The sequence below is a fragment of the Tsukamurella sp. DT100 genome (assembly GCF_049844855.1).
GTDB lineage: Bacteria > Actinomycetota > Actinomycetes > Mycobacteriales > Mycobacteriaceae > Tsukamurella.
On record NZ_JBNCLV010000015.1, the window covers coordinates 1 to 17,788 of the forward strand.

The window sequence follows — 17,788 nt, forward strand, 5'->3', positions numbered from 1 at the left end:
TAGGCACGATGGCCATCCTTCCAGGCCCACCCCTCGGGCAAGCCAGATCAGATGTCACCTATCGGTGCAGCAGTCCCAACCCGGTGTCATACGACGGATGGCTCAGCAGTGTCTCGTCGGGAGGTTCCGCGCGTGCTTGCGAGCAGATTGTCTAACATCGATCTGGTGTGGATGAGTTGGTCGATGTCGCCGGTGTTCAGGCGACGCTCTCCTTCGAGGCGGTCCCGGCAATGAACCGCCCCGGGTAGTCCGAGACTCCGAATGTTGGAAGGTTGGAGTCATGGCAGGGAGCACATTGAACCGCCCCGGTGTGTTCGGAGACTGACTCAAACGGTCACCGGCACCTGATGGTGGGGTGCCTTCGAAGCGTAGTACGCGGCCTCCAGCTCCGCGGGTGGGATGTCGCCGCAGTATTCGTAGGGCCCGCGGTGGTTGAACCAGTCGACCCATTCCGCGGTGCCGTATTCGACCTGCTCGACCGTATTCCACGGTTTGCGGGGCTTGATCAGCTCCGTCTTGTAGAGCCCGTTGATCGTCTCCGCGAGTGCATTGTCGTACGAATCACCAACGCTGCCAATCGACCCCGAGATACCGGCGCCGACAAGTCCTTCCGCGAACCGGACGGAGGTGTATTGAGATCCGGCGTCGGTGTGGCGAATGACCCCGGCCGGATCATGCCCTTCGCGGCGGCGCGACCAAACCGCGTGATCGAACGCGGCCAGCACGAGATCTGTCGTCATGGTCGAGCAAACCGACCAGCCGATGATCCGGCGCGCGTACGCGTCGGTGACGAAGGCGACATAGGCCGATCCGGCCCAGGTCGACACGTACGTCATGTCCGCAACCCCACAACTGATCCGGGCGGGTCGGTGCGAAACCACGTTGGACCAGGTCTGGGTGCCGGTCGGCGCCGCGGTCAGCGATCGTGGTGCGTTTCACCTTGCCCCGCACCGCCCCGGTCAGGCCGGCTTCGCGCATCAACCGCTCGACCGTGCAGCGGGCCACCGCGATGCCCATCCGATTGAGGACGATCCACCTCTTCCGCGCCCCGAACACCGAATAGTTCGCCGTATGAACCTCACGGATCTGATTGGACAGCACCGCCTCCCGATACTCCGCGGCAGTCACGGGGCGATCGACGTGCTCGTAATAGGTGGACGGGGCGATCTTCACACCATGCTCAGAAAGGACCGTGCAGATCGGTTCGACACCCCACCGCAGACCACCCGCCTCACGCCGGCCGACATGAGAACGGATGAAATCCACGATCAGCCGCGTGGCCGGTCGAACTCGGCCGCGAAGAAAGCCGACGCCGCCTTCAAAATCGCGTTCGCCCGCTTGAGCTCGGCGTTCTCCCGTTTGAGCCGGCGGATCTCCTCCGACTCCGCCGACGTCACCCCGGACCGTTCACCCGCGTCGACCTGCGCTTTCCGGAACCACTTGCGGACCGACTCCGCCGAGGTCACCCCCAACAACGCAGCAACCCGCTGCATCGCCGCGTACTCCGTCTCCTCCTCCGGCCGCTCCGCGACCATCCGCACCGCCCGCGCCTTCAACTCAGCCGGGTACCGATTCGATGTGCTCCCTGCCATGACTCCAACCTTCCAACATTCGGAGTCTCCGGACTACCCGGGGCGGTTCACTGGTGACTTCGCCCGGATCGTCGGACGACGCACGCGACATCAGAAGACGAGGCCGTACACCCCGCGCCACAACGGGAAAGTTGAGCGCTACCAGCGAATCCTGGTCGAGGAGCTGCTCTACACCCCCGGGTTCAATAGCGAGCAGGCCCGTAGTTCCGCGATCGCCGTCTGCAACGTCCACTACAACTACCACCGCCCGCACAGCGGAGCCGGTGGGCGGCCGCCAGCATCTCGACTTCGGGGCGTCGTCACCAACGTTCAGCCCTCATACAGCTAGTCGTCGCCTAGCGTCCACACAGATCGCCGTGGGCGGCGCGACCACACAGGGCGCGAAGCCTCACGTCGTTCCACCAGGCCGATGAACGCTCGACATGGATCGTCCGTTGTCGCCACCTTTGCCGCGAGATGCGCAACATCGTCAGCGACCATCCAACATTCGAGGTTCAAATCACGGAACCTGATTGGCATCTCCAACCCGTCACGATCTAGATAGATTTCATCATCCGAAAGAGTGTATATCCATTCCTCAGGGATGATATGGAAAGAGTAATTCATTGGACCGTTGTCGAGCTGATCAAGATTGATGTAGATCCAGCCCGAACAGTCAACAAGAAGATGCGCTCGTGAAATCAAGTCGGCTACGCCCGTGAATACCGTCGGTACTGAAATCAACACCCCTCCCCGTCAGTGAAGACAAACAAACCCGACTCGCGAACTGCCTGCGCAATTGTACACATCATTCTGCAAGGCTACACGATTTCGTCCGACGGCAATAGTGTCATGCGAGCACCGAAGCAGCTGCGTCAGCACGCTCGAGCAGGCCTACGGGAAAGTCGCGGCAACCCCGGCTTGACCTCAACTTACACCTAGGTTCTAGAGTGTGAACACAACCAAAGGAGCTGAAGACATGGACAATACCGAACGAGTAGAGCCCATCATTACCTCAATGACACACGTATGAAACTGCGGCAATGTAGACGCATACGGAGAGCTTTTCAGCACCGACGCCCTATTCATCGACGTCACCGCAGAATCCAGAGGGGGAGGCACACCATATCCTCCGAGCACTTAAAGATATTCGAGACGATCTATCACGGAAGCACCTTCGAAGGCCTGGTAGAGGACGCGGAAGTTCTCCGCGATCACACGGTCGCCACGACACGCTCCCGAATCTGGTTCCATCGGGCCCACGACAGGGCACGCGGGATTCAATTCAGACACTGATAGTAACCAGGGGGCTGATCAGCCAATTTCACAACACGCTGCAAACCTCGCTCGCCGACTTCGCTCTCCACGACGCCGACCTAGCCCGCCAGAAGCCTGCTGGTTGGGAAAGCTGAATGCTGTCCGCACCCATGCCCAGCCCCAAACACCCACAGGTCGGGGATACGGGTCAGCCATCAGCTCAAATCAGAATGGCGCGGACCGTTCTCGGGTGGCGTGTCGAACAGCGCTGGAGCCACCTCGTGGCGGGCAGGCACCGCTTCCTCCCCGACGAGCCGGCGTATCGGTGGCCGGACGGCGCGGGAGATCTGCGCCACCAACTGTTAGTCGTCGCCCCTCGCTGCGAAGCGCGACAGATGGTAGACGCCAGGCCGCCCCGAGTTCCGCGCCACGGCCTCCACGGTTCACCCAGAATGAAGGCGACAGGTCAGTAGCGCTAGGCCGACGACTACCGCCATGAGTATCCAGCCGCCCGGCAAGACTGCGCGGCGGGTGCATGATCTCGTTATGAGTATTAGGGCCGCCGTGTCGCCCGAAGACCACGCCAACGCGTGCTGCACCTCCCTTGCCCGTCACAAGTCGGCAGTTCAGTCAGGGACCAGCATCCACCAGATGATCGCGAGAAGGGGCGCCGCAAGCACGATCAGGACCGCGCTGCCCGTCAGCGGTACCGCTCTTGACGTTCTCGGTCCATGTCACCCAGCGGGACATATCGCTTCCCGACTCGGAGCGGATACGCGCATCGAGCAGCGGCTGCGGATTCGTGGAGCCTGTTCACCACCGCTCCGTCGCACCGCGCGTACCCTCCGCCTGACCACAAGTTCGGAGGAACTGGCACCATGGTCACTGTGCGACCACATCTGTATCCGCAGATCGACACTCGTTGGGAGCCTGCCATTGCAGCAGCGTACGAGGCGCTCGAAAGCGGAGCCGATCCGTCCGTCACTGCTGCCGAGCTGACGCACGTCGACCTAATGACGGATGGCGCTTGGCTCGACGCAGCTTTCGGTTCCATGTCGCCCGGCGACGCCGCGATAGCCGCGCACACACTCTCAAGTTCGAGCGAGATCACCGGCCTCGATCCGTCCCCGACCGAGCTCGCGGAGATGGTCCGCCTCATCATGTCTGCGGACCAGCTGTCATCGTGGTGGAGTGAAGTCCTCGCGGCGCACGTCCCGCACCCATCGCCGATCGATCTGATCTTCCACCCACCTGCAGACCTCCCCGTCGCAGAACAAACACCCGAACGGATCGTTGCCCGAGCGCTCGCCTACCGAGCAATTCAACTCTAAGGTTGCGAACTCAGCAGCCGGCGCCTCCCTTAAGGTTGGGGACGTCCACCGCCTCCGGAACCAAGGACCTGATCCTATGCGTCATGGATGCTGTAGTACATGATGCGGTTCACGAGCTCCTGATCGATCACCGTCGGTACGTCAAGCATCATTTCCTTGATGATCGTGAGGTCCAGCACGTACGTCCACTCCCCCTCGTCCATCAAGTCCGAATCGATTACGCACGCCGCTGCGCCGAGCGGAATCTCCCCGGCCTCGTACACGACTGCCGGGACGTACATGCTGCCGTCCGGTATGTCCGCGTACTCGGTCGCGAGCACGCGATGGAGGATCTCTTCGACGCGAACAGGCGTATCGCGGTCGTACCCCCATGTACCGTCACGCCCCACCTGCGCTCGGTGGCCCCCAGCGCGTGCCACGTTCAGCTCTGAGCTGCTTTGTCGATGGATTTCGCGAGGAGCTCGTCGAAGAGCTTCTTGTCCGGGGAGCCGCTCAGCGCTTTCACACTCACCGTCACCGCATAACCGCCGACCTGGGCGTAACCCTGGTACGACTGCTGCGTCACGCGCTGGCCGGCGGCGTTCGACGTCGAATCCTCACGCACCACGAGCAGGTCGGTCGCTTTCCCCTTCGGGGAGTCGAGCACGGTCCTGGTGATCTGCGACGACACAGATACTCCCTGGGAGGTCAGGTCCGCCGTCATCGTCTTGCACGGGCCAGTGAAGGCCGCGCGTAGCTTCGCGATGTCCGGGTGGGCCACGAGTACGGACTCCGACACCAGGCCGGACTTCGAACTGCCGGCGATCATCCCGAATCTGGAAACGTCTAGTTGCGCGGTGGCGCCGACGATCGCGGTCTTGGAGCCGCATTCCGCAGGAGCGGCCTTGAGGGTGTCGGCGGAGGTGGTGATCTGGTCGAGCGCTGACTGTAGCTGCGCATCCGTCACCGGGAGCACCTCGATGCCGGCCGGAAGCTCCGCGGCGGTCAGCACCTTGTCCTTCGCGGGCTTGCTGACCGTCGGGGCTGCGGCTTCCGTCGTGCCGCCACCGCCGACAGTCGACGTGCTCGATCCACCGCACCCCGCGAGGAGGGCCGCTATGGCCCCCACGGTCGTGATCACGCAGGCGGGACGCTCTATTGTGGTCATCTGAGTCTCCTTGGGTCGGTTGAGGTTCGGGCTTAGATCTGTACGCTTTTACTTGGGCATTCGTGTCTGGCGGACGGACAACGCGGTGCCATATCTCGCTATTGGCCGCCATAGCGTCCTGATCTGCAGTGCAAAGTCGTGGGGGATTCCGTTCGCAGACAGCCTGCCCAGTTTCGTCAGAGACTCTGGCCTGGGTGCATCGGCAGCCGTCATGCCGTAGAAGCGATGCAGTTCAGCGTCTCGAGATCCCGAAGATCGTTCAGGGCATCGGCATTGGTCAGTCTCCCGCTGTCCGCGCCTGTGTATGGCCGGAACGGGTGATCGGGCGTTCCCGACAGGAAAAGATGCACCAACTGAGGAAATCTGCTTACGAGATCCGCACAATCGAGCTCTTCGATCCGGTGGAGGAATAGAGCGAATACCTCGCCGTCCGGACGTCCCGCCAGGGCCGTACCGAGCTCCGACTGATTGCAATCGACGAGCCAGGGGCACGGCGGTGCTCCGGCGGCATGTCGCTGCGCTTCGTCCAGCAGAAAGCCCACCGTCCAGTCTCCCAGCACGTTTCCCGGCGGAAGTTCGAGGGGCGGCGTGTTTCCGAGTACTCGATACGACGTCGGCAGCAGTCTGGGTACGTTGATCTGGGCAAAGCGCGGAAGCTCACACCGCCCCTGTGGATTGACTAAGGGGCTGATCTCGCCCAGATCGGCGACCGCACGTGGCTGTGTTGGTGAGACCCAGTCGAGGTCAACGATCTCCACTGTCTTCCCTCCGTAGGAATCGCGGAGCACTTGGGCGCCGGTCCATCCAGCCAACCATGCGCAGTAGGTGATCACCACGTCGCCCGGTACCAATGGCCGCAGAAGTTTCGCCATGTCAGATGTGCAGGTCCGGTCGATAGTGCCGCAGCCACGCGCCGACGGCGCCTGCGGTCCAATTGTCCTCGAACTCCGCGGGGAAGATCAGGCCGTTTGGACTCTGGTGCGGCTGTCCCTTACGAAGATTCGATCCGCCCGACCGGTCGTGCGCCTGGAGCATCTTGCGCGAGGCGCCCTGCAGCGGCGTGATCGTCGCCTGCCCGACAATGCCCGCAGCGATCTTGGTATTGGCCGCGGCGATCGCGCCGTTCGCTGCGCCGCCGAGGGCCCCTCCACCTACCACACTCCTCCCGCTGGCGAGCGCCGAGTTCCGCACTTCGATCCGGGATATCCCACTCCAGGGCATCTCGATCGCGATCGTTCCGTCGACCTTCCGCAATCCCTGAGGAGTCAGCGTCAACCGCTGCTTCTCACTGTAGGTGTGAGTGAGCTGCGCCCTCTTCATCGAATACATCAAGGTCGCTGAGCCGATCCACGCGACCAGTGCTCCGATGGCTGAAACCGCGCCCACCGACGGGAACGCCAACCCCAATACCAACGCCACCAGGATCGCCACCGCGAATCCAAAGATCACAGCCAGCGGAATCATCCGCTTCATCGTCGACGCCGGGTCGAGGATGCACTTGAGCTCGACCGGCCGAGTGAAGTCATTCGCGGTCTGCCCACCCACTGGCATCCGCGCCGGGAACCGACCGCCAGACGGATGCCCCGGCGGCAGGAACCCTCCCTGTGCAGGTGCCGAGGGCTGGAACCCGACCTGTGGCTGACCCGCAGGCGCTCCGCCGTGCACCTGCTGCGGGCCCGGATATCCGTCCTGCTGTGACGCCGGTGGGACCGACCACTGCGGGGCGGGAAACCGACCCCTCTGGGTACCGAACTCACGGCTTCGTGGATCCTGCGGTTGATTCATGACCCCAGTACACTCCTTGAGGGTTCTCTCCGCCTTAAGAATCGCTTGTCCTCGCAGACCACGGTGCAGGTCAACGTCGGCGACATTGCGCCGAATCGGCCGCGATCTAGCCCCGCCGTCAGCCGAAGTACGCATAGACGACGCTAAGCTAGACTTATCCGGTGCGCCATCTCACCGAATCCCAGGCTCGGGCTGCGATTCGGCGTGGCGCAGTTATCGAGCAATTGCTCGCAACCTCGACTGCGGGAGTCGTGTCATGGTTGACAATCAGACCGGGCCCGAACTGCGTTAATCTCCTGCGGAACGACCGACTGGACTGCGGCACGGATCACTTCTGCGATGTGTACGAGTTCGAACCCATGGATCCAGAATCGTACGATGAGCACAGGCTGCTGACGTGCGCAGATTTCGCCGAAGCATTCGCGGCAGCGATGAGCCTCGGCGCGCGGGCGGACAGATGGGTGAACGAAGGGCTGATCGACGCGGAATACAGCGATCTACGCCGTGCAAGTCGCCAGTCATCGATCGACTAGTCCCAACGAAGAGACCTTGAGCGAACGATGATCAGAGCAAGAAGTCGCGGCCTTTCAAGTCCCGGTCGCGTCCGCCGACAGCAACGATTCATGCAGACCGCCGAGGCTCCTGCCTGTGGGACGCGGGCCGTGACGCGTAGCGATGCCCTCAAAGTCCTCGCGCCGCATTTGGGCGCTGATCCACAGTTCCGGGCGAGGTTCGAGCGCGAAGCCGATCTCGCGGCGTCGATGTCGCATCCTGCGATCGTGAAGGTCCACGATCGAGGAGAATCCGGCGGGCGGTTGTGGATATCCATGGACCGTCGGGACCGTGAACTACGCCTCACCGGAACAGTTGCAAGGACGTCCTCTGGACGGTCGCTCCGATCAGTACTCCCTGGCGTGCACGGCCTTCCAACTGCTCACCGGAGAGGCGCCGTACGCCGATTCGAACGCCGCGATCACCATCGCCGGGCACCTCGGGCGGCCGATGCCGTCGGTACGAGTGCGGCGGCCTGATCTCGCGCCAGTGGTCGACGACGTCCTTGCGCGCGCCACCGCGAAAGCGCCTGACGGCCGCTTTATCTCGTGCAGCGAGTTCGCGGAGGCCCTCGAACAAGCCACCGCTGCCCCTGCCCCGGCGGGCGGGTTCCTGGCACCGCCACTCTCGCCCAGCGACGATCCCGATCGCACCGTCGTCCCAGGTACCGGCGACCCGAATCCGACTGTTGTACGGGCCCGCCCGGCCGGCCCGGGCGATGACGGCCCCACTGCGCTGCGGCCGCAGCCTGGAAAGTCTCGACGCCGAGTGATGCTCGTGGCGGGCGCGGGTGTCCTCGTGATCGCCTTGGTGGCGGGTGTCGTCGTATGGCAGCGGGGCGGATCGGACGCGCCACGGGTGTCACCCGAGGCCGCCGGCTTGCCGAAGATCATGGCCACGCCGTACCTAGGATCGCTCGCTCAGAAGCCGGCAGGTCCGAAATGGACCTACACCCCGTCCCCGACCCAGGACTATCAACGGATGACCGGCGTGATCGGCGGTACCACCGCGACTGCGATGATCTCACGGACGGCCGGCTCGGATGAATTCCTCGACCTCGTATCAGCCGATACGGGTAGCCTGCAGCGGAGCATCCCGCTCGGACGGGACCGTCTCGACACCTGCGCCGTAGCAACCGACGGAAAGGTGGCGCTATGCCGGGACACGACCGGTTCCGACGGCAGGATCGCTGTCATTGATCTCGTCAACGGCACCAGCGCCATCGTGCCCACAGGACTGAGCGGGATTCAAGAGCCCTACACCGATGGGGACCGCTTCATCATCACTGGATCACGGCCAGGCGGACCTCTCGAGGCGCGCGCGTACGACTCCCTTGGGAAGCTTGTGTGGCGAGAAGCGATGCCCTCCGTGATCCCACTACCTGGCTCAGGTGTCGTGGCCTCCGTTGCGGATACCGGTGGCCCGTACTCCAAGATGGTCCTATCCGTCCGCCGGGTTAGCGATGGGAAGGAGGTGCTCCGCCGCGAGGCGACCTCGGCCGATCAGCGGCCGACGGTCGCGGGCTTCGCAGGCGGCTTCGCCGTCACCACCGCTCGCACGACGGAGCTGTTCTCATCCGACGGTGCGCGCACCGCACAGATCCCGATGGGGTGGACGGTGCTCGATGGAGAGACCGCGTTCGGCTTCCTCTACCGGGTGCCCTCGCTGCCTGTTCTCGTCGACCTCCAGACCGACCGGATCGCCGCGTTCAATCCGCGAACGGGAACGGTGCTGTGGAGCGGAGAAGGAGTCGACAGCCCGTTCAGCGGCGGCATCGGCGGTCCCGGGGTCGCTGTCGGGTTCGGGACGAAGATCGTACAGATCCGATACCGAAAGCACTCGCCCGAAGACGGGTACTGGGATGCGCGCTGGTTCGACACCTACACCGGGACGGGGAACTCCTTCAAGTTGGCGGGCACGGGGCTCGCCGACGGTGCGAAAGCGAAGGTTCTCGGTACCGACGGCTCAACTTTCGTGACGTCCATCAGCGCTGGGCCCTCCGAGGGTTCGAGCCTGTCCGCCCCGCTTCCTGGCGGCTCTGATGCCTGGACGATCACCTACGCGAACAATCTGAATGGGACAAGGGTCACCGCATGCGCAGGCCGAATCTATGCAGGCGCCACCCGGGTGCTGTAGCAGAAGATGCTGGTGCCGAAATGGCGCGCGCCGCGCCACGGATCCCGTCTCGGTATTCCCGCCGCTCTGAGCGAACTTTCGCACGGCGGGGGTTGCATGGATCATGTTGTACCAGGCAGATCCAACTTAGGCCATAGGAGCTGCACGAAATCCTCGTTTGTCACGGCGATCTTGAAAGATCGAGGGTTAAGGTCGTTGCATGGCACGAGTTCGCGGATTCATGCTGGCCATCGTGGCCGGCGCTATTGGTCTAACAGGGTGCGAGAGCGACTTGTCCTCCGGATCTGCCGCGAGCAGCAGCGCCGTGGCGGACACTCACGTCACCAGCACGCAGGGGCCCGCACCGGCTTCGCGCTCCGAGGCGGTGAGGTCGGCTCGAGATCTCGCTCTGACGGCGTCGGAGTTGCCGTCTGGTACGACTGTGGCCGATTTCGAGATGGACGAGGACACGGTACGGGCGGTGATCAACCCGCTGACCGGTGTGAGGTCCGCCGGCTCGACCGTCGAGCCTGCTGAGTGCGCGATGGTGGTGTCGATGTTCGCTCAACCTGTCAAGATCGAGCCGTCCGACGCCGGTGTCGTGGCCGGCGAGGGGAGACGTTTCGAGACCTTCACGGAGATTGTCCTCAACCGGCGTCCGGATATCGCCGCTGTTTCAGAGCGCTTCCAACGATGCACTTCGATACGGGAGTCAGTCGAAGTACAACCTGCTCCCGCGGCTGCGATAGCGCCGGTGACGACCAAATACACCGTCCTCGATGGATTCCGCTCCCGAGCTGATGAACTGGTTATCGTCGACGAGGAGCCAGAGGATCCCCTCTCGAAGCAACGTGCGCTCTTGGCGTATGCCCGCGTCGGCGACTACGGCATCTTCGTAAGGCTACGCACTTTCCAAGGCCGCCCGATCGACCGAGAGCTGTTCGACCGACTGTTGACGGCATCGATCGACAAGGTCATCCGCGCCGGGTAATCCCGAGCCGCTGCAGGCATGAGATCGCGCCCAGCGATGGCTCGCGGATGTGGTCGTCTGCAGGCTGGAGTCCTGCCAGCGTCGATGCAGCGGCGAGCCGCTGGTTGGAAGTCGGCGGGCGCCTCACCTGTTCGGTGCTCGGAGGTTAGGCGAATGCTGCGAAATGCATGAGCGCGGTGCCCAAGAGCGCGGCCGCGGCGATGGTTCCGAGACCCTTGCCCGCAGCGACGGCAACCTTCCTGGGATTCGTATCGGCACGGACGAGGCTGTAGTGGCCGATGGTCAAGCCGGTGACGCTGCCGCCCCACCACACTGCGATGGCGAAGAAGAACAGAAAATCGTTGCATCCTCCGTTGGAGGAGCAGGATATCGATCCGAGGCTCGCCACGAGCATCGACCAGATCACGGTGGCAATGCTCGAGATCCACATCAGGATCACCGCTACGATAGTGAGTGCCGCGCCGAGCGGATGGCCCTTACGTGGGCTGCGGCCTTCGCCAGGAGGTGTGTCGTTCATGTCTTCTAGGTTCGCCCGCGGCGTGGGTGCCGCGAATCCGTAGTCACCCTCGGATCCACAGGGGGAACTACTCAGTCCTCAACCTCACGGAGCGGGCATTCCCGATGCGTGGGATGCCCGAGCTCACCAACGCCCTAGCAGCCGACGATGGTCGTATCACCCGGCCCCCGGCTGGGCCGCGGCCGCGTTTCTACAGGATTCTCGCCGGCTTGTCGCCAGACGTGTAGAGGCCACTGCCGATCACCGCCGGCTGCGCGTCCAGCGACATGGACCATCCGGGCTCACCTGGCCTGTCGGAGACGATGATCATGCCACCATTGCCGGATCCTCGTTTCCACGCTGCCACCCTCGAGCCGTCGGTTCCGAGGATCGGGTCATCTCGGTTGCTTCCGACCGACGTCTCGTCAGCCGTGTACGCGTCGTACGCGAACGTGCTTCTGTTGCCCCGTATCACGATCTTCGAACCGACGCCCTGAACCTGCATCGACCCGATCGGAGCGTCCACTGCCCGCCGCCACAGTTCGGTACCCGTAGCCGGATTGAAGACCCCGATCACTGTCCGGCCCTGATCGTTTCGAACCAGCACCGGCAACGGAGGAGACGCCTGCTGATGCCCGCCCCCGACCGTTCTCGGCGCGTCCGCGACCGTCCAGCCACCATCCGCTGCTGCCAACGCATTCCCGTCGAGGTCGTAAAACTGAACGCTTCCGACGGTACCGATGGAGCCCTTCGGCGTCACGGCGAATCCGCCACGATAGGCGAGGACCGACGAGCGTGCCCCCTCGTAGAGCTTCTTGCCATCGGAGATCCGGAACACTCTCGTCCCGTCAGTCTCAGCAGATAACGGATCGGCAGCTTCCGCTGTGAACGATGTCACGGCGATTCCCACGTCGGGAACGAATTGGTCTTCGGTACGTTCCTTTTCGCCCGACAGCCTCGGACCGACACGCCATGCTTCCGTACCGTCGAGCCGATACGATCGCGAGGTCACGGTAGGACCGTCGGGAGGGATGTACGCGTTCGCCGCGAACAGATTCCCGGACGCGAACACATCGCCGAACTTTCTGAACACGTGATCAGCAGTCACTCGCTTCGCAGCGACGTCGATCATGATGAGGTGCTTGTTGTCCCCTCTGGCCTCGTAGGCCACACAGGCGGCGGTGTCCGCCACCATGGCACATTGTGTGAGGCCGCCCAGGCTCGGCGAGAGGTCAACGATACCGGTTGATTGGCCGCTCGCCGCGTCGACGATATCCACCGCGGGGTTGGTGTACGACGAGGGCGCCGGAGCGTACCGCGTCACACCAACAAGTACGCGTCGATCGTCGCCGCCGTCGATGCGCGGGGAGCCGAAATTGAACCCTGCGGGTGCCGCGTAGACCCACCGAGACCGTCCCGGTTGCGAATTCAGTGATTTCAGCAGAGGCGTGGCCAGCGCAGGAGTCAGTGACCTCGCCTCCGGGGACACGGCGACTTGGTCACCGCCACCATCTGCCGCGCCTCGGACGATCACGACCACGCCCACGACCACCGCGATCACCAGGACGACGGCGATCCCAGCCAACACCGGACCACGCTTCCGCGATCGTTGCGCCGCGTGAAGCCGGGGACCAGGAACCACAGTCGCGGCATCCGGCGGTATCTCTCCCTGCACCACCGTGCGAGCAGAATCCACCCCGACGGTGTCGACCACGGGCGCGCCCACGGCGTCCTGAGGCACTGCCGCAGCAAGCGCCTGCGCGAACGCCTTGGCGGTCGGGAACCGCTGCTGAGGATCCTTCGCCATCCCTCGTGCGATTACCTGATCCACCGCGGGCGGCAGGTCCGGACGAGCCGTCCGCACGCTCGGCACCGGGCGGGTCGCGTGCGCGATGATCACCGCACCCGCATTGGTGTCCGCGAACGGAACACCACCCGTCAAGAGGTGAAAAGTGGTCGCAGCCAAAGCATACTGATCCGAGCGCGGGTCCAGGACATCACCACGCAGCTGCTCCGGCGACGAGTAGTTCATCGTCCCGACAGTGGTCCCCGTCGCCGTCAGCTCCGAGTTCTCCGGCCCCATCCGCGCGATACCAAAATCCGTCAGCAACACCCCACCAGCGGACGACAGCAGGATGTTCGCCGGCTTCACATCACGGTGAATCAGGCCCCGCGCACCCGCGTAGTCCAACGCATCCGCCACGGCCGAGACGATCCGCACCGCCTCCGCACCAGCGATGCCGCGCGGGCTACCGCGCAGCAGCGCACCCACATCCCGGCCGTCGATCAACTCAAGCGCCATCCACAGGTGACCGTCGAACTCGCCTCGGTCGTGAACGGAGACGATGCTGTGGTGCGAGAGCCCCGCCGCCAGATCCGCCTCCCGCTCGAACCGCGCCCGAAATTGCGGATCCATCGCGAACTGCGGCGCCAACACCTTCAACGCATCTGACCGCGGCAACCGCGGGTGCCGCGCGACGTACACCTCACCCATGCCACCCACGCCAAGCAACCGCTCTATCACGTACCCCGCGACGACATCACCCTGCTCGAACGCCACGGGCACTCCTAGTTGTTCTTCGTTGTGCAGGTAAAGGTGATCCGGAACGGCTTTGTCACCTCGGGCGTGACGTCCCAGCTCCGCGCCATACCCTCGACCACGAACCCGTCGCCGTCCTTCGAGGCCGTCGCGGAGGTGCCGGGCCGGTTCTCGGCCACGCTGTAGCGCACGCCGTTCACTCCGAACGATACGGCCGTGTCTGGTGTGGTCCTTCCCAGCGAGGCGGTGGCCGTCGGGCCATGTGTGGGGGTATCCGAACTCCAGTTGTACAACTGGACCTCGTCGCCCCGCTGCTTGCAGGAGTACTGGCGCGCCGGCTGCACGGGCACGTCAACACCGTCGACCGTCAGCGTCACCTTCTCACCGGTGGGGATCCGCGTCACCTTCGACGGGCTCCCACCGGAGTCCGACGAGGTCCCACCTCCGCACGCAGTCAGGACCAGCATCGCCCCGATCCCTGCGATCGCGCCTACCCGATTCATCGTCATCATCTCCACCCTCCGATTCTCGATACCATATCGTCCGCAGCTCTTCGAGACGCCAGATCGCTTAGTAGTTCTCGACCTCACGGAGCAGGGCATGCGCGTTTGCTGCCGCGCTGTCGATTCGATGGCGGGGTTCGCCCTAACTATATTTGACGATGATCCAGACCCCGGCGCCCGCGAGGACCAGTGCCGCGAGCAGGCCTTGGATGGCGCGGAACCGCATGCCAGACCGGCTCGGCCGGTTCGCGTCCGGATCCTGCCACTTCCAGCCTTCCTGAAGGCCCCACGAATCTTCCGGTCGCCGAATCAGGTCGACCGAAAGGACAGCGCCGATGATCGCGACCCCGATCAGACAAATTCCCAACACCCCCATCACGGCGCACCAGGAGCAAGGGCAGGGCGGACCAACGATCGGGTCACCGACACATCGTCTTGACCAGCGAAACTACGCATCGACACCGCCAGACAATGACGAGCGACAGCGCCATCATTGGCTACATGATTAATCACCCTCCAACCAGATCAGTAGGCGCTTAACCGCCACTAGTAGATGACCAGGCGGCGGAGCGCATACGCTGTTCAGCGTGTTAGGTCAGCGTTAAGTATGGGTGAAGCGTCTCCTGGTCAAATCTCCACGAACCGTCATGAAGGAGTGGGAAATGCGCAGAATCTATGTGCCAGCAATCGCGGTCGCATTCGTGGCATTGCTGGGAGCTTGCGCCACGACAGTGCCCGGTGATCCCGCGGCTCGCGGGGCAGGCAGCTCCGCCAGCACTGCATTGGACACCGTTGACGTACCGACCGGATTGGATACTGGCCAGTATCCGACGACGACGTCGGCGCCCGCGGCACTCGATAGCAAGTCCGGGTGGGTGGTGGAAGGAAACCGCATGGCGGATGCGTTAATCCAGGTCAGCGAGGTCGACAAGCGGATGTCGATCGGTGGCGTCGGTCTGCGTTCCTACCCTGTCATTGAGGGGAGTCAACTGAGCAGTCGGGTTCCCGACGCCACCGCGGCGGCGTTCGAGGCGTTCAACATGAAGGTGGGGATGACGACCACGCGGGGAGATGACTTCGATAGACCGACGATTGCTATGCGGATCGGTCTGTATCGGTTCGGCAGTATCGATGATGCGACCAAGGCGTTCGAGATGATCAAACGGTCCAGCATCAGGAACAAGCAGGCAGATGTGCCCCTGACCGGTGCGATGGCCAAGGCTGCCAGCGCCACCGAGTTCAAGCCCGGGACTGTCGACTCGTACCGGGTTGAAGGGCCTTTCGTCATCAACATCAGTGGAACTGCGGCGACCACTGAGGCTGCCGCGAAGCTCGTCGAGAGGGGCTACGAGCTAGAGGTGCCCAAGGTCCAGGACTTCAAGGGGACACCGGCTGATCGCGTGACGCAGCTGCCCAACGACGTCAACGGGGCGTTGGCTCGAACACTGGGTAGTACCGTCCGCAACGACTACACCGCCGCGATCGCAATCGGGGTATACGGTCTCAACGGACTTCTGCACCGCATCCGCAACATCAACGATGGCTCGATTTACATCAAAGCCGGCGTCGATTCGGTCGCCCAGGGTGACGCCGTCGTCTACCGCACCCGCGATGCTGGCGCAGCGAACCAGCTCGTGGCGGATCTCGCCGTTGTCAATGGCAGGACAGGGACGAAGGTCACTGCACCGCAGCAATTGCCGCAGATGATCTGTTTCGACCGGAAGGAGAACATCAACTGCGCGATCGCAGCTGGCCGATGGGTCACCACAGCAGGCGGCGCAACGCTCACCCAGGCGCAGCAACGTGCCTCTGCTCAGTACGTGATCTTGGCCAAGAATCCCTAGCCGCCAACGCAAGCTACGGTCCACTGCCTCCGCCAGAACGCACATCATCTTCCTCTGTCGACCATAATCTTTGCCCCTGTGGCGGCTGCGGTCGATCAATTGAGGAAGTCGGCTCCGGAATTTCCTGATGGGTCAGCTGACAGCAACGATTCATGCATGCAGTCCAAGGTCCGGCCGGTGGGGACGCGATTCGAATCAGTTTCCATCAACACCACACCCGGTAGACCCTGCGGCGACGTTGTCAGGTCCACGAGGGTGCCCTCCGACAGTTTGAGAAGTAATGCGAAGACGGTCTCGTACGCGATGAGGGTTGCCACCGAGAGCACGTCGGACGCGTCCGCTCCGCTCGCCAAAAGGCGTTTCCCAGCAGAATTCGCCGCGAGATAGTTGCTCGAGTCAATCGCCGACAGTTCGTCCCAAATCCCGCGAAGCACCAGAGCCTCAGCGACAACGGGCCTGTTGTCTTCGATCGCGAACCGTGAAAGAGGACCAGGGTCCGCTATGTCGAGGGTTCCAGCTGGGTGTGACATCTGTGTCGGGGAACCAGCTATGCTCGCCGTCCCGAAACCGCCAGGCGAAGCGTCGGCGCGACAGAGTGGGGCGGCGTCCAGCTGCCGTCGCCGACGCACGAATCTTGACCCCTCGGCGGCGGTTCGAGTTGGACGCTTCGCTGGCGACGAACGGCCACAAGTGGAACACCTCGCTCGTCACCGCCCCGGCCTCCAGCCTCACCGGAGGCTGTCCACGCCCCGTGGCCTGTTCCTGGGGTTTGTGGTCCCGCTCGTGGAACGACATCGGTACCGCGGTGCGTCGCCCGCGCCTGAACCACCGCGTTCGGCCGAGGTCCAGAGAGATGTTCTCGACCGAAACCGGCGACCGCCCCACGTTCGTCACTCGCACCCGAGCGCACTCGATGCCTAGCGGGTCCGCGAGCCCCAACGGATCGACGGCGGCCATCCCTGCAGACTCCCACGACCGACGCCGGGTGCCGGTGAGCGAGCGCGTACAACCGTCGTTCCGGAACTCGAACACCAACTGCACCTGCAACCGGGCGCCCGACAATCGATAGAGCGTCACCTGCCAGATGAGCCCGCCAAAGGTGATCAGCCCGCTCACGCTGGCGATGCACACCGCGACGATCGCGACGGTGGTTGCCTCCATCGCCTACCCCTCCATGAGCTGTGCCGCGACCGTCGCGCCGAGGTTCCAGCACGCCTCCAGGTCGGCCTTCAAGGGCTTGCCGGACACCACCACGTTGGGCGTGACCTTCTCCCAGCCGAGCCCGCCGGTGATCGAATCGGCCGCCCGCTCGGCCCCCTCGGTGCCCTCGTTGCCGTGGACGTAGAAACCCCACGGCCGCCCCCGCGTCGAATCCAGGCACGGGTAGTAGATGTTGTCGAGCCCGTGCTTGAGCGCGCCACTGAGGTACCCGAGGTTCGCCGGCGTCCCGAGCACGTAGCCGTCGGCCTCCAGCACGTCGGCCGGCGACAGAGTCAGCGCAGCACGCCGCACGACCTCCACGCCCTCGATGTCGGGATCGGTCGCCCCCGCCACCACCGCCTCGAACATCTCCTGGCAGTATGGAGACGGCGTGTGGTGCACGAGCAGGAGGCGACGCGGGGCGACGGAATCAGGCGCTGACATGGGCAAACTCCCT

General features: G+C 63.8%; 16 protein-coding genes and 1 pseudogene. 6 read left to right on the forward strand and 11 right to left on the reverse strand.

Annotated features, from left to right (window positions below; all coding sequences use genetic code 11):
• Positions 1-326: 326 nt before the first annotated feature.
• Positions 327-1,592, reverse strand: a pseudogene (locus tag ACLQ3K_RS24900) (IS3 family transposase).
• On the opposite strand from ACLQ3K_RS24900, the gene ACLQ3K_RS24905 reads away from it, so the two are divergent.
• Both ACLQ3K_RS24905 and ACLQ3K_RS24910 read left to right on the forward strand, forming a co-directional pair.
• Positions 1,591-1,920 carry an integrase core domain-containing protein gene (locus tag ACLQ3K_RS24905; RefSeq protein WP_426002097.1) on the forward strand — a complete coding sequence of 110 codons (330 nt, stop codon included), beginning with the start codon at positions 1,591-1,593 and terminating at the stop codon, positions 1,918-1,920. The pseudogene ACLQ3K_RS24900 and the gene ACLQ3K_RS24905 sit on opposite strands and share 2 nt — an antisense overlap.
• A gap of 1,786 nt (positions 1,921-3,706) precedes the next feature.
• Positions 3,707-4,159 carry a hypothetical protein gene (locus ACLQ3K_RS24910; RefSeq protein WP_426002098.1) on the forward strand — a complete coding sequence of 151 codons (453 nt, stop codon included), beginning with the start codon at positions 3,707-3,709 and terminating at the stop codon, positions 4,157-4,159.
• Positions 4,160-4,233: 74 nt separating this feature from the next.
• Here the strand turns inward: ACLQ3K_RS24910 and ACLQ3K_RS24915 are convergent, their stop codons facing one another.
• The 4 genes from ACLQ3K_RS24915 to ACLQ3K_RS24930 form a co-directional block, all read right to left on the reverse strand.
• Positions 4,234-4,479, reverse strand: a complete 246-nt coding sequence (locus ACLQ3K_RS24915) for a hypothetical protein (RefSeq protein ID WP_426002099.1) — start codon at positions 4,477-4,479, stop codon at positions 4,234-4,236.
• A 101-nt stretch (positions 4,480-4,580) separates the two neighbouring features.
• Entirely contained in the window at positions 4,581-5,279 is a 699-nt protein-coding gene (locus ACLQ3K_RS24920; protein ID WP_426002100.1) for a hypothetical protein, read from the reverse strand.
• Between the two features lie 236 nt (positions 5,280-5,515).
• A complete protein-coding gene (locus ACLQ3K_RS24925) occupies positions 5,516-6,178 on the reverse strand; it encodes a hypothetical protein (protein WP_426002101.1) in 663 nt (220 codons plus the stop codon).
• A gap of 1 nt (position 6,179) precedes the next feature.
• On the reverse strand, positions 6,180-6,851 hold the full coding sequence (locus ACLQ3K_RS24930) for a hypothetical protein (protein ID WP_426002102.1): 672 nt from the start codon (positions 6,849-6,851) through the stop codon (positions 6,180-6,182).
• Positions 6,852-7,252: 401 nt separating this feature from the next.
• On the opposite strand from ACLQ3K_RS24930, the gene ACLQ3K_RS24935 reads away from it, so the two are divergent.
• The 3 genes from ACLQ3K_RS24935 (at position 7,253) to ACLQ3K_RS24945 (ending at position 10,749) form a co-directional block, all read left to right on the forward strand.
• A complete protein-coding gene (locus ACLQ3K_RS24935; protein ID WP_426002103.1) occupies positions 7,253-7,624 on the forward strand; it encodes a hypothetical protein in 372 nt (123 codons plus the stop codon).
• Positions 7,625-7,934: 310 nt separating this feature from the next.
• Entirely contained in the window at positions 7,935-9,779 is a 1,845-nt protein-coding gene (locus tag ACLQ3K_RS24940) for a serine/threonine protein kinase (RefSeq protein ID WP_426002104.1), read from the forward strand.
• Between the two features lie 421 nt (positions 9,780-10,200).
• Positions 10,201-10,749: a hypothetical protein gene (locus ACLQ3K_RS24945; protein ID WP_426002105.1), complete on the forward strand. Its 549-nt coding sequence runs from the start codon at positions 10,201-10,203 to the stop codon at positions 10,747-10,749.
• A 145-nt stretch (positions 10,750-10,894) separates the two neighbouring features.
• On the opposite strand, the gene ACLQ3K_RS24950 is transcribed toward ACLQ3K_RS24945, so the two are convergent.
• The 4 genes from ACLQ3K_RS24950 to ACLQ3K_RS24965 all read right to left on the reverse strand — a co-directional run bounded on the left by ACLQ3K_RS24950 (position 10,895) and on the right by ACLQ3K_RS24965 (position 14,663).
• Positions 10,895-11,266, reverse strand: coding sequence for a hypothetical protein (locus ACLQ3K_RS24950; RefSeq protein WP_426002106.1), 372 nt, complete (start codon positions 11,264-11,266; stop codon positions 10,895-10,897).
• 190 nt (positions 11,267-11,456) lie between these two features.
• On the reverse strand, positions 11,457-13,805 hold the full coding sequence (locus ACLQ3K_RS24955; RefSeq protein WP_426002107.1) for a protein kinase domain-containing protein: 2,349 nt from the start codon (positions 13,803-13,805) through the stop codon (positions 11,457-11,459).
• A gap of 8 nt (positions 13,806-13,813) precedes the next feature.
• Positions 13,814-14,296, reverse strand: a complete 483-nt coding sequence (locus tag ACLQ3K_RS24960; protein WP_426002148.1) for a lipoprotein LpqH — start codon at positions 14,294-14,296, stop codon at positions 13,814-13,816.
• Between the two features lie 133 nt (positions 14,297-14,429).
• Positions 14,430-14,663, reverse strand: a complete 234-nt coding sequence (locus ACLQ3K_RS24965; protein ID WP_426002108.1) for a hypothetical protein — start codon at positions 14,661-14,663, stop codon at positions 14,430-14,432.
• Between the two features lie 271 nt (positions 14,664-14,934).
• Between ACLQ3K_RS24965 and ACLQ3K_RS24970 the strand changes: the two genes are divergently transcribed.
• Complete coding sequence (locus ACLQ3K_RS24970) at positions 14,935-16,131, forward strand: DUF7373 family lipoprotein (RefSeq protein ID WP_426002109.1); 1,197 nt, start codon at positions 14,935-14,937, stop codon at positions 16,129-16,131.
• A 441-nt stretch (positions 16,132-16,572) separates the two neighbouring features.
• On the opposite strand, the gene ACLQ3K_RS24975 is transcribed toward ACLQ3K_RS24970, so the two are convergent.
• A complete protein-coding gene (locus ACLQ3K_RS24975) occupies positions 16,573-17,292 on the reverse strand; it encodes a hypothetical protein (RefSeq protein WP_426002110.1) in 720 nt (239 codons plus the stop codon).
• A 3-nt stretch (positions 17,293-17,295) separates the two neighbouring features.
• Entirely contained in the window at positions 17,296-17,775 is a 480-nt protein-coding gene (locus tag ACLQ3K_RS24980) for a flavodoxin family protein (RefSeq protein ID WP_426002111.1), read from the reverse strand.
• Between the last annotated feature and the right edge of the window lie 13 nt (positions 17,776-17,788).